The sequence below is a fragment of the Hyphomonas sp. BRH_c22 genome (assembly GCF_000961795.1).
In the GTDB taxonomy this organism is placed as follows: Bacteria; Pseudomonadota; Alphaproteobacteria; order Caulobacterales; family Hyphomonadaceae; genus Hyphomonas.
In genome coordinates this window covers 1-11,680 of the sequence record NZ_LADU01000078.1, presented here as the reverse complement: position 1 = coordinate 11,680, position 11,680 = coordinate 1, and the positions used below count along the sequence as shown (strand labels likewise).

Below are 11,680 nucleotides of genomic sequence, written 5' to 3'. Positions count from 1 at the left end.
TGTTTAGGTTTCCACGACGCCCGCCTTGCACAGCCGGTTGCACCACGCATGATGGCGGGCGTCGTGGAAGGCTCAATGCCTGACGCGCGGACGGTGTGGACTGCTATGGGGATTTAAAGACTGCGCTTGCTTCTCGTCTTCAGAGCGCGAGTGCGTTCGATCGTCGGGATCGATGTCGAACAAGGCGGATGTCGCGTGTCTGGCCCTGTTTTGGCGGGCCAGGTTGGGCGATGTTGCCAGGATGGGTTCGGCCAGAGCGCAGTTGACCGTCGCCGCCAATGGTGGCGAACGCAAGCTGGCAAAGATGAGCGCGTGAGGCGGCGTTCATGAGGTGTCGATCCTTTCTGGCGGTGATCGTCGTCGCAGGCGGGACGCCGGGGTGATCAGTTCGATCAGGATCATCCGTCCACCACAACAGGCACACTTTTCCGGTTCGGGTGTTTGAGGTGCAGGCTCCGGCGTTGGCCCGGATTCCGGGTCCTGCGAGGGCAGCATGCGCTCTGCGAGCAGGTCCCTGATGCGATCAATGGCGTCTCGGCGCTGTGTGTTGGCGAGGAACCCGACATGGCGGATGCGATGGAAGCCATCCGGCAGGACGTGTTGCAGGAACCGCCGGGTAAACTCGGTGGCGTCAAGCGTCATGACCCCATATCTCGCCTCGTCCTGCTTGCGATAATCCTTGACCCGGAACGTCACACGCTGGCCGTCATAGGCGGTGATCCGGCTGTTCGAGATGGCGATCCTGTGGGTGTATCGGGCCAGGTATGAGAGCACCTGGTCCGGGCCTGCAAAGGGACGCTTGGCATAGACGACCCAGTCGCAGCGGCGCTGGCTCTTCAGGAGTGCTGCGAACGCTTCCCTGTCGGCCAGATGGACGAGATCGCCGTGGAAGCCCAGCCTGCCGGCGGCATGGAGGCTGGCGAGCCGCTCGCACATTAGCCGACGGAACAGGCGCGACAACACCCGGACGGGCAGGAAGAAGCCCCGGCGGCAGTCGATCCAGCGCTTGTCATCCGGCGCGAGCCCTCCGCCGGGCACGACGCCATGGATATGCGGATGGTGGGTCATCGCCGAGCCCCATGTGTGCAGGACCAGGGTTGCGCCGAGCTTTGCGCCGAGGTGCTTCGGGTCGGCGCCGATCGTCATCAGCGTCTCGGACACGGCCTTGAACAGGGCGTCGTAGACGGGCTTCTTGTTCTGGAAGGCCACTCTTGCCAGCGGCGCGGGCAGCGTGAACACGACATGGTAATAGGCCACAGGAAGCAGGTCCCGCCTGCGAGCCTCCAGCCAGTCATGGGACGACGCCGCCTGGCACCTCGGACAATGCCGGTTGCGGCAGGAGTTGTATGCAACGTCCATGGCCGCGCAGTCTTCGCAACGGGTCACATGGCCGCCCAGTGCGGCGGTGCGGCATGAGAGGATGGCACTCACCGCCTTGTGCTGGTCGCGGGAAAGACCCTCACGCAAGGCGGGGCCAAGGCCGCGGAGGATGTCCGCGACCTCGACGGCCGGTCGGGGCATGTCGGATCAGTCCGTCGGTTCGATGACGGGCAGGCTGTCGAACGGGCTTGCGACGTCCTGGAGCAACTTCGGCGAGACATGGGTATAGATAGAAGTTGTCTCGAGCTTGGCGTGCCCCAGCATCACCTGGATGACGCGGATATCGACACCGGCCTCCAGAAGGTGCGTGGCAAAGGAGTGCCTGAGCGTGTGCAGGGTGATGCGTCCATCCTTGCGGATCTCGGCGGCGTCGACGGCGTGCTGGAACTGGCGCGAGAGCTGGCGTGTACTGATCGGGCACATCACGCCGCTCCGGCTCGGAAACAGCCAGACCTGCGGCCGGGCGACCTGCCACCATCTGCGCAGGACATCGATCAGATGAGGCGACAGCTTGGCCTTGCGATCCTTGCGGCCCTTGCCCTGTTCGATCCGCAAGGTCATCGACTTGTTGTCGATGTCGGAGACTTTGAGGTTGGCTGTCTCCGACGCCCGCAGGCCCGCGCCATAAGTGATGCTGAGCGCCGTCCTGTACTTGAGACCCGGCGCCGCCGCGATGATGCGGGCCACCTCCTCGCGGGTCAGCACAACCGGCAGCCTGCGTTGCTCGCGCAGGACCGGCACACGCTCGACATCGCTGCTGCAGCCGAGCGTGAAGCGCAGGAAGAAGCGCAGCGCCGTGGCATGGGCGTTGATCGTTCCCACACCGAGCCCCTGCGACTGCAAGTGAAGCAGGAAAGACCGGGCGTGGTCCACGGTGATATCTCCGGGCCTGACGTTCATGTGCGTGCAACAGGCGCGCACGGCGCGGACATAGGTCTTCTGGCTTGCGGGAGACAGGCCCCGCAGGGTCATGTCCTCGATCATGCGCTGGCGAAGAGGATGAATGGGTTGAGTGTCGTTGCTCATGGCTGAAGCCTCCGTAAGGGCGCTCCCAGACCATCCGGGTGCTACCCGCAGGCATCAGACGGTTATGTTCATCCCCGACGCAGCAACGCTCAACTCGCGCGCGAGCGCGTTAGTGCTTTGCCCCGTTGCTGCCGCTCAAGTTCGGGGCACCTCCGGCAAAAATTGCCGAAAGGTGATCGTGAGCACCATCAGTCGAATGACTTTTTCCGGCATCATACTGGACTTAGGTCCTCGTTGAAGGTCAGCTACGATAAATGAGGTGTGGACCTCATTCACAGGGTTAATGATCTCGGTATTTGTACTACATTGGAAAACGAGGAGTAAGAAAATGATTGCCTCTCATTCGACTTTCGCCGAATCCATTCCAGCAACTCGCAAAAACAGCCGTTGCATCAAATACCTTGCAATTGCCAGCGCGATAATCGTCGCCTTTCTGCTTGTCTTCACCCCTTCTGTCGAAGCTGAACCCGCGGTCTATACGGGGAAATTTACCTGCGAAAGTAAGTATGCCGGCTCAGAGACAGACATCGGGACCGGGAGGTGCTTTTCATGCTCTTCATCGCATCCAAACCGCACAGTGTTCAGCGTGACAAGCGACAAGGCCTGCGAGAGGCCCGCGGGGATTAACTGGACCAAAGCAACGGATCGCGGGCGCGGCACAGGTCTATTGAGAACAGATTGTCCCAGTGATGCCTTTTGGGATCCGAATGGCCGCTGCTACAGCTGTCCAAGCGGGTTTGGGCGATCGCTTGAGTACGGCGTGACGTCCAATCGCGCTTGTTTCAATCGTTACGGCGTCTCAAGAATGTCTGCCTCGCTTCCGGGGTACCAGGGTTGTGATGAGAATTCGTTTCGCAATGGATTGTCTGACAATTGTTTCACCTGCCCCGCAGGGACATATCGCAATGCAAATATTGGCTCTGATCTGACGGAGATAAATGCCTGTACTCGCTGCGGCACCGAAGGCGCCAAGCCATGCCCGGTGACAACTTTGCGTAAATCGTGCGACAAATTTCTCGCAGAAGACTTTGCCAAAGGCATCTGCGTCAAGACACAAGCAGGCTATGTGCACGAAGCCGCCTTGGTTGAACTTGGTAGGTATGCATCCACCATTCTGTCAAAAGCAGGCGATGCGCTTTCTCTTTCCAATGATGACCAGGTCGTTGATGGCTTGCGCCAAGGCAACGCTCAGAAGGTCAGCTCCAAAACCAATACCGCGCTCAATCCATGCGTGCTTGATGTCTTTAATACCTGGACGCTCGGCGGCACCGGCGAGACCAGCTTGATCATTGGCGGCGGCTTGGAAACCGGCATGGCGGTCGATGTCAGTGTACAAGGTCGGAGTGGTAATCAACGCCAGGCTTTTTGGTACGGCGATGCCAGTTATAGTCTGGGCTTGTCGATTGGATCGAGTGCTGGCATCAACTATGGCTGCTGGACAAATGCCAACAATGATATTCTCGGCGCGAGCCACGGCATTACCATGAGTTGGAGCGATATGCTCGGACCGCTTCCGGAACTCAAGCAGCACAAAAATCTGATTGATCTTCGCACGGCAAATCCAGGCCTGGACTTCGTCATCGGTGTTTGGTTCGAGTATGACGAGAACATCAAGGAAGATGCGTTGCTTGATATCTTCCCGATCAAAAAAGGCGTCGGGGCGTTTCAAGGGATCACGCTCACACCCGTCTTTGGGCAGGGCGTCGGTATCGGCCCACAATATGTTCGCTCCTATACCGGTCAATTTCCAGGCAAGCAGCTGCAAACTGTCTCAAGCACGCCCGGTGAGCCCAATCAGGACATCTCCGGCGACTACATCATTGCAGGTACGTCGAACACCAATCAATTTCGGATGGTAAACTCGAGTACGCTGGAGGTTCGCCGTAAGGGATCGGACACGTCCTGGATCCCTCACGCCCGCCGAGACGCCAGAACATTCATATCTGAGAATGGCATTTCGACATACACCGTGAATGAAGACGGCACACTTACCTGGCGCAGTAATGATACGCGCAACATAGTGACAACACTTCGGAAAGCCGCAGCGACCTGGGGACCATAGGACAGGGGGGCTTACGAAATTGGTTCTCTGAAGATCCCTCATAATTGCTTAGAGTTTTCCAGTAACCCCTCACGCTGAGCGTATGCCAAGAGCTCAGCAACAGAATGTACCTCGAGCTTGGCCATCAGACGGGCGCGGTGATTATCGACGGTTTTCGGGCTGATCGACAAGCGCTGTGCTGCTTCGGCGTTGCTGCAGCCTTCAGCGCCGAGGTGCAATACCTGACGTTCGCGCGCGGTCAGCTCCACTGCTTCTGAGCGTTCCTCCAGCGCCTGAAAAAAAACGGCTTTCGAGATATAGGCACCGCCATTCAGAAGGATTGAAAACCCATGTTGCATTTCGTCCGGCGAACAGGTTTTCAGAAAAACCCCGTCAGCACCCGCCGAGACCCAGTCAGCCAATATGCCGGTCGAAGTGAAGCCGGTTACGATCGCGATTTTGGTTTCAGGGGTCCAGCGGCGAACTTCGCCATAGACTTCCATGCCGCGGAAGTGGGTTATGTGTTTGGAACGACCGTGCCACCCTCAGGGCCGGATCAGGCGCGTGAACGCGCCATGTCAGAAATGATTTCAAGCTATTGGGCGCGCTTTGCAACAACTGGAAACCCCAATGGTGACGGCGCTCCAGTCTGAAATCCGTACCGGTTCGAAGACCGCCAGTACATGACCTTAAATGAGGGGGCGACACCCTCTGAAAATCTCTTGCCGGGCAGTCTCGAGCTTCACCGCGAGATCGACAAGCGGCGCGCGGAGCGCAACATTCCGGGTACCTTTGGTCAAGAGGGCCTCTACGCTCATACTGAGCCATAGCCGAGTCATCACACGGGAGAAACGGAGATTCGGTCTCTCAGTATCTTTATTGAAATCAACCATGTGCATTGATTCAGCAAATGACAGAAAAGGGCCAGGTCGGCTCCGATAATCGGTTTCGACATCCGGCAAGGTCACCTCAGTCCTGTCATTCTGCAACCTCACGAAAACCCGGCGGGAGATCGCCAGAAACCGCCACTCGCGAGATAGTCTCTTGTGTCTGATAAGGGGGCAAGAACGGTCGATAGCTACTCTCGGCCGAAGCTCAGAATTGGCTTACCAAAAAGAAGGATCGCTTTCCTCCAAAATCGGTCTTAAGTCGATTGGTCTCGGAGGGTACTTAGTAGCTTGTGCGATGGACAGAGGTTTGATCCACTATTTGAAGGGCGTCGTCTGATGAGGTTTTTTATCGTCATCGCTTTAAGCGTTATCGCAGCGCTTCTTTTGCCAAGCGAGGCCGCCGCACATGCCGTGGCAGACGGCGACAAGGGCTATATTCAAGAGATCACCGGGGTCCATCCAATTCCGTTTCTGTATCTCGGGGCCAAGCACATGGTCACCGGATATGACCACATCCTCTTCTTGTTGGGGGTGATCTTCTTCCTCTATCGCATGAAAGACATCGGCATCTATGTGAGCCTGTTTGCGATCGGCCATTCTTTGACCATGCTGGCCGGCGTTTATTTCGACTTTGGGATCAACAGCTACATTATCGACGCGATCATTGGCCTGTCAGTGGTCTACAAAGCGCTCGACAATATGGGCGCCTATCAGCGCTGGTTCGGTTTTCAACCCAACACGAAAGCCGCCACCTTGATCTTCGGCTTTTTCCATGGCTTTGGCCTTGCGTCGAAGATCATCGATTATGAGATTTCGCCCGATGGGTTGCTGCCCAACCTGCTGTCATTCAATGTCGGCGTAGAGATTGGCCAGCTTTTAGCCCTCGGCGCGATCCTGATCGTCATGGGATATTGGCGCCGTACGCCGAGCTTCCTAAAACATGCCTACACAGCCAATGTCGCCATGATGGCAGCGGGATTCATGCTGATGGGCTATCAGCTTGTCGGCTATTTCGTCAGCGCTTGAGGAGAGATACCGCGATGTATAATACCGACTTGCCAACCCGCTCTGAACTTCCCGGCACGCGGCAGCTAGTTCGATCGACCCTGGTTGCTTTGGTCACCGCGATCGTCCTGCTCGTCACCGTCATCCTGCCGTCAGAGTACGCCATTGACCCCACAGGCGTGGGCCGGATTCTGGGGCTGACTGAAATGGGTGAGATCAAAAAGCAGCTGGCTGAGGAAGCCGAGACTGACGCTTTGGCGAGAGCAATTGCCCCGGAGCCTGCTCCGGACACGACCACCACCGAAGTCGGACCTGTCGAAACCGTTCCACTACCGGCTACGCCTGCTTCGGACACGACCACCAAACCCGCCTTCGACCCGAATGCCTGGAGCGACGAAGTCAGCATCGTGCTGGCGCCCGGCGAGGCCGCGGAACTCAAGCTGGCGATGCTGGCCGGAGATGTCGTGTCCTTCGAGTGGGTGGCAGAACCAGGACATCTCAACTCAGCTCTACACGGCGACGGTACGCGGCGAGAAACAACGACCTACAGGAACGGTCGGGCAGAAACCGGCCACGCGGGCGGCCTTGAGGCGGCTTTTGATGGCACCCATGGCTGGTTCTGGCGCAACCGTTCGGATGTCTCCGTGACAATGACGCTGCGCGTGCGGGGCGAGTATTCGGAGATAAAGCGGGTTCTCTGACGCGGGGGGCGTTCGCATCGGCCTCGTTGTGCGCGAAGAATGTTTCCCAACGAGATCAACTAGCCGCTCAACCGGCTACTCCAGTCCGGCAGCTTTGGGCCAAACCTGGTCGGGGCGAACCTCAATTTGCAATGTCTTTTGCGCCCTCTGCCGCCGCTCGCAGGCGGGAAGCCATCCGGCAAAAATTCGCCAAGCACCGTCATTCGGCTTCTTGTGTTGAACGACCGTTGTGGGCCAATCCCAACCGATCCGCCCTCGATTTTCTATGTCTCCTTTTTGGGCAATGAGGATTTGGTCACTGGTTGAATGGGCGTCCACGACCCACGTTTCGACCACTGAGGTAAGAGTTTCCGACCTTTTGCGATAGCGAGTTGGCGACGGGTTGGTGATTGATCAGCGGCGCTGATCAGGGTTCGGCTTGATGTCCAGCTTACCGGCCGGCAAAGGCCGCTGCAGGCGGAGGCTCTCTGTCCCGCCGGTGAGCCATTCCTTGCAATCCTCCGGTGTGTGCAGGATTGCCGGCATGGCTTTCTCGTGAACCGGACGCACAATATCGTTGGCCTCAGTTGTCAGGAAGGCGAACAGCTCCCAGTCGCGTTCTTCGCGTGACCGCCGCGCCTTGCCCGGCTGCTCGGCCAGGCGCTCGCCATGCCAGGGGCGCCAGACCCCGGCGAAATAGGCGACCTCCGTGTTTGGGACTGCGAACCAGGTTGAGTCCCGCACAGGTTCGGCGAAGGCGGTAAATGGCACGAGGCAGCGATAGTCCGGTTCCAGTATCCATTCCCGGTTCACATCGTGCCACCAGCGGCTTTTGAGGTTGCGGATATTCGTGATCGGTGCGCGCTGTCCCGGTATCGGCGGGAACCCCCAGCGCAGCGACACCAGTTCGAACCCGCCTTCCCTGCGGCGGCGGATGACCGGGGCATCCTGATCGGGATAGATGTCGGCCTGCGGCTGGAGATTGTCGGTTGCCGGGGTCGTGACGAGGTCGCCCTCTTCCAGCAGGCGCATGAAGGCCCGCATGGCGGCGACCGATCCCCATTGCGCATAGCGGTTACACATCAAGACACTTCACAATAGGGATTTCCACAAGACAAGGTGCTTGACCTATGTTCTTTTTTTGTTCTTTTGTGCAGTCTTCACGCCTGGAGACGCAGAATGCGCAAGCCGGAGACCCTTGAAAGCCTCTATCTCGACTTTGATGGCTTCTTTGCCTCGGTCATGCAGCAGGCCATGCCCTCGCTCAGGGGGCGGCCCGTGGGGATCATCCCGTTCGAGACGGACGCGGCCGACAGTACGGTTGTCATTGCCTGCTCCAAGGAGGCCAAGGCACGCGGCTGCAATAATGTCATGCCGGTGCCGGAAGCGCGCCGGTTGTGCCCCGACATCCTGCTGGTCACGCAGCGCCCCGACCTCTTCCGGCGCGCTCACAATACGCTGCTCAACGAGATCTCCTGCGAAATTCCCATCGAGACGGTCAAGTCGATTGATGAGCTTGCCTGCCGCCTGGACCCGAAGGATGCGCGCAAGCCGGAAGACCTGGCGCGCAGGCTCAAGACGCGCATCGCGGCCAATGTCGGTCCCTACATTACCTGCTCGATTGGCTTTGCCGCCAACCGCCTGCTCGCGAAGACGGCCTGCAAGATCGACAAGCCGAATGGCGTCACCATCTGGCGGCCGGAAGACATGCCGGGTCCGCTCCTGCCGCTGCCGATCAGCGAGATATCAGGGATCGGGCACCGGCTCGAAATCCGCCTCATGCGCGCCGGTATTACCGACATGGCGGCGCTGCTGGCGACCCAGCCCAAGCAGCTCCGCAAGCTGTGGGGAAACGTCAACGGAGAGCGCATGTGGTATGCCCTGCATGGCTATGACATCAAGGCGCTGCCGACCTCGCGCGGCATGTATGGCCATGGCCGTGTCCTGCCGCCTGACTGGCGCAATCCGGAGAAGGCGGAAAGCTGTTCCCGCCTCCTGCTGACAAAAGCCGCCCGCCGGATGCGGCGGGATGGCTATAATGCCCGCAAGCTCTGGCTCTGGCTCGACATGCGGGGTGGTGGATGGTTCGGCGAGCACACCTTGCCCAGCGTGCATGATGACCATGCCTGCCTCGATGCGCTGAGGATATTGTGGCAGCGTGCGCATGCCAGGATCAGCCGGCGCGCCAGCATCATCCGGGTCGGCGTGACGCTGCTCGACATCACGCCGTCCGAACACCGCCAGCTCGATCTCCTGATGGATGATGACAGGGACTGCCAGCGCTGGGAGGCCATCACCGACACGATTGACGGCCTGAATGCGAAGTTCGGCAAGCGGGTCGTGACCATGGGGCCGTGGACCGTTCCGCCCGGCGGGTTCACCGGCGGCAAGATCGCGTTCACCCGCATACCGAGCGCGGAGGATTTCTGGTGAGCTGGCTGACCGACATGAGCCTGAAGGACCTTGATGACAGCCAGGCGCTGGAGGCGACCTGCATAAGGTGCCTGCACACATGGCTGCAGAGTCCGACTCAGCTTCTCATCAAGGTTGGCCACCGCGATGTCTATCTTGATGAAGTGGCGGACAATCTCGCCTGTCCACGCTCCGGGTGCCGGCATGTCGGTGTTCGGCTGTCACTGGTTCGCAATGATGATACGAGCGGGTTTGTTGGCGGAATGCCCTAGTTTTTACCGCTTACGTCAACATTTATGCATGCGCCTGCAGTCGTCAACCTCCTGGCGTATCACACTGCTATGTGCTCGATAGAATTGAGGGGTAAAAAGGGATTCAGGTCAGGATGTCTCCGAATGCGCCCTTAGCGGAAACTCGGATCGTCAAATTTACACTACTCTGCACCGGCAGCGTAACCCTCATCGTAGCCCGGCTTGTAGCCGTCTGTATCCCAGTCTCCTGAGATCAGGGTGGCGCGAATTTCACACGTTGTGTTGTAGCCCGTGGCGTATTCATCGCTGTACCCGCGCTCGCAGGCCGATTCATAGCTCTCTCCCCTGGATCAGGAGACGATTACGATGATAAAAATCCAGCTGACTCTCTTCATTGTATTCCCCTTCATCCGACGCAGCAGTTAGCGCCGAACGCCCGTGGAATTGCAATGTCCGCTCCTGCGCCGATTGTGTTGAAGAAGTCGGTTGCCAGCATCGACCGGGATACTGGATGAGAGAGGCCTTCGCCTCATTCTGGTGCCGGTAGCGCGCCCTGGATCGATAGCTTGGCGAGTTTCCTCAGGTTCTGTGCGGTAGCAGCGAGGAGGAACTCGTCTTTTGCTCCATTTGGTCCACGAAGTCGCAGGCGGTCGACCTTTAGGATGCGTTTGAGGTGGGCGAACAACATCTCGACCTTTTTCCGCTCGCGTCTGGACGTGGCATAGGCGTCTGAAGCCATGATGCGCCGGGCAACATCGCGGGCCTCCTCGTGAACCGAGCGGAGTATTTTCCGCATGGGTTCCTTCGGGCAACACCGGTGCTTCAAAGGGCAGTTATCGCAATCAGTTTTTCTGGCACGGTAGCGATAGAGGCCATCTTTGGGAGGTTTGGCTTTGGCGGCACGACCCGCGACGCGGTAGCGACGGAGGTTCTTGCCAGCCGGGCATACGTAACGATCATCTTCTGCATCGAAGGTGAAGTCTGACCGCTCGAAGATGCCATCCTTGCGGAACGACTTGTCGAACACCGGGATGTGCGGTTCGATCCCGCGTTCATTGACCAACCAGTTCAGCATCTCGGCTGAGCCATAAGCGGTATCGCCGGACAATCGGTCCGGTTTGATATGGTTGCGCGCTTCAACCCGGTCGAGCATCACACGCGTGGAATGGACTTCGGCCGTGCGTACAGCGGTTGTGCCTTCAACATCCATGATGACGGCATGCTTGCAGTCGATCAGATAGTTGACCGAGTAGGAGTATTTGGCGGCGCCGTCTTTATAGGTGCGCGTCCAGCGAGCTGTAGGATCAACCGGCGACAGGAACTTCGGTTCGACAGGCGTTGATCCGCCAAAGGCGGCCTCGTCGAGTGTCGCAAGATACTCCTGAACAGCGCGGCGATGCAGGATCTCCGGCGGCAGGCCATCAACTCCAGGCCCGCCGCCTTCACGGTTTGCGTCCGCCTTGATGATGCTGGCATCGACGGCGAACGCCTCGCCGCCAACCACGCCTTCGGCGATGCATCGTGCCAGCACCGTCTCGAACACTTTGCGCAGGAGATCACTCTCACGGAAGCGGCCATGACGGTTCTTCGAGAATGTCGAATGATCCGGCACCGGATCTGTCAGGCTCAGCTTGCAGAACCAGCGATATGCGAGGTTCAGGTTGACCTCTTCACACAGTCGACGCTCGGACCGGATACCGAAACAGTACCCCGCGATCAACATCCGGATCATCAGTTCTGGATCAATCGATGGGCGGCCCATCGCCGAATAGTACGGCTTCAACTGAAGCCGGATGTCTTCAAGATCGACAAACCGATCAATCACCCGAAGCAGATGATCCTCAGGCACATATCGCTCAATCGAGAACTCGTAAAACAGGCCTTCCTGCATCACCTGCCGATCACCCATCATGGCTCACGCTCCCATTCTCAATGACTACAGGAAAAGTGAATCAGAATTCGGCCCGATTGGCACCGACTTTTTCAACACAATCG

The 11,680-nt window shown here is 58.6% G+C and carries 11 protein-coding genes; 6 read left to right on the top strand and 5 right to left on the bottom strand.

Going from position 1 to position 11,680, the window contains the following annotated elements; genetic code table 11:
- Positions 1 to 324: 324 nt before the first annotated feature.
- Positions 325 to 1,521, bottom strand: coding sequence for an IS91 family transposase (locus tag VR74_RS10255; RefSeq protein WP_045696258.1), 1,197 nt, complete (start codon positions 1,519 to 1,521; stop codon positions 325 to 327).
- A 6-nt stretch (positions 1,522 to 1,527) separates the two neighbouring features.
- Positions 1,528 to 2,406 carry a site-specific integrase gene (locus VR74_RS10250; RefSeq protein WP_045696256.1) on the bottom strand — a complete coding sequence of 293 codons (879 nt, stop codon included), beginning with the start codon at positions 2,404 to 2,406 and terminating at the stop codon, positions 1,528 to 1,530.
- A 328-nt stretch (positions 2,407 to 2,734) separates the two neighbouring features.
- On the opposite strand from VR74_RS10250, the gene VR74_RS10245 reads away from it, so the two are divergent.
- Entirely contained in the window at positions 2,735 to 4,468 is a 1,734-nt protein-coding gene (locus tag VR74_RS10245; protein ID WP_299950122.1) for a hypothetical protein, read from the top strand.
- Positions 4,469 to 4,506: 38 nt separating this feature from the next.
- Here the strand turns inward: VR74_RS10245 and VR74_RS10240 are convergent, their stop codons facing one another.
- Positions 4,507 to 4,950, bottom strand: a complete 444-nt coding sequence (locus tag VR74_RS10240; protein ID WP_299950119.1) for a response regulator transcription factor — start codon at positions 4,948 to 4,950, stop codon at positions 4,507 to 4,509.
- Between the two features lie 9 nt (positions 4,951 to 4,959).
- Between VR74_RS10240 and VR74_RS21560 the strand changes: the two genes are divergently transcribed.
- The 3 genes from VR74_RS21560 to VR74_RS10225 all read left to right on the top strand — a co-directional run bounded on the left by VR74_RS21560 (position 4,960) and on the right by VR74_RS10225 (position 7,043).
- Positions 4,960 to 5,100, top strand: a complete 141-nt coding sequence (locus tag VR74_RS21560; RefSeq protein ID WP_366462436.1) for a carboxylesterase family protein — start codon at positions 4,960 to 4,962, stop codon at positions 5,098 to 5,100.
- A 573-nt stretch (positions 5,101 to 5,673) separates the two neighbouring features.
- Complete coding sequence (locus VR74_RS10230) at positions 5,674 to 6,363, top strand: HupE/UreJ family protein (protein ID WP_045696472.1); 690 nt, start codon at positions 5,674 to 5,676, stop codon at positions 6,361 to 6,363.
- 14 nt (positions 6,364 to 6,377) lie between these two features.
- Positions 6,378 to 7,043 (top strand): hypothetical protein, encoded by a 666-nt coding sequence (locus VR74_RS10225; RefSeq protein ID WP_045696470.1) that lies wholly within the window; start codon positions 6,378 to 6,380, stop codon positions 7,041 to 7,043.
- Positions 7,044 to 7,436: 393 nt separating this feature from the next.
- Here VR74_RS10225 and VR74_RS10215 read toward each other — a convergent pair whose 3' ends face one another.
- Entirely contained in the window at positions 7,437 to 8,105 is a 669-nt protein-coding gene (locus VR74_RS10215; RefSeq protein WP_045696467.1) for an SOS response-associated peptidase family protein, read from the bottom strand.
- Between the two features lie 96 nt (positions 8,106 to 8,201).
- Between VR74_RS10215 and VR74_RS10210 the strand changes: the two genes are divergently transcribed.
- Together VR74_RS10210 and VR74_RS10205 are read left to right on the top strand one after the other, a co-directional pair.
- Positions 8,202 to 9,455 (top strand): type VI secretion protein ImpB, encoded by a 1,254-nt coding sequence (locus VR74_RS10210; protein ID WP_045696465.1) that lies wholly within the window; start codon positions 8,202 to 8,204, stop codon positions 9,453 to 9,455.
- Complete coding sequence (locus VR74_RS10205) at positions 9,452 to 9,706, top strand: hypothetical protein (protein ID WP_045696463.1); 255 nt, start codon at positions 9,452 to 9,454, stop codon at positions 9,704 to 9,706. Before VR74_RS10210 ends, VR74_RS10205 begins: the two co-directional genes overlap by 4 nt.
- 508 nt (positions 9,707 to 10,214) lie before the next feature.
- Here the strand turns inward: VR74_RS10205 and VR74_RS10200 are convergent.
- A complete protein-coding gene (locus VR74_RS10200) occupies positions 10,215 to 11,597 on the bottom strand; it encodes an IS1182 family transposase (RefSeq protein WP_045696260.1) in 1,383 nt (460 codons plus the stop codon).
- Positions 11,598 to 11,680 lie beyond the last annotated feature (83 nt).

Bases quoted from the DNA above. Each gene is read 5' to 3' on its own strand.
- VR74_RS10225 (WP_045696470.1), top strand. From the start codon at position 6,378: ATGTATAATACCGACTTGCCAACCCGCTCTGAACTTCCCGGCACGCGG.
- VR74_RS10255 (WP_045696258.1), bottom strand. From the start codon at position 1,521: ATGCCCCGACCGGCCGTCGAGGTCGCGGACATCCTCCGCGGCCTTGGC.
- VR74_RS10240 (WP_299950119.1), bottom strand. From the start codon at position 4,950: ATGGAAGTCTATGGCGAAGTTCGCCGCTGGACCCCTGAAACCAAAATC.
- VR74_RS10215 (WP_045696467.1), bottom strand. From the start codon at position 8,105: ATGTGTAACCGCTATGCGCAATGGGGATCGGTCGCCGCCATGCGGGCC.
- VR74_RS10230 (WP_045696472.1), top strand. From the start codon at position 5,674: ATGAGGTTTTTTATCGTCATCGCTTTAAGCGTTATCGCAGCGCTTCTT.
- VR74_RS10210 (WP_045696465.1), top strand. From the start codon at position 8,202: ATGCGCAAGCCGGAGACCCTTGAAAGCCTCTATCTCGACTTTGATGGC.
- VR74_RS10250 (WP_045696256.1), bottom strand. From the start codon at position 2,406: ATGAGCAACGACACTCAACCCATTCATCCTCTTCGCCAGCGCATGATC.
- VR74_RS10245 (WP_299950122.1), top strand. From the start codon at position 2,735: ATGATTGCCTCTCATTCGACTTTCGCCGAATCCATTCCAGCAACTCGC.
- VR74_RS10200 (WP_045696260.1), bottom strand. From the start codon at position 11,597: ATGATGGGTGATCGGCAGGTGATGCAGGAAGGCCTGTTTTACGAGTTC.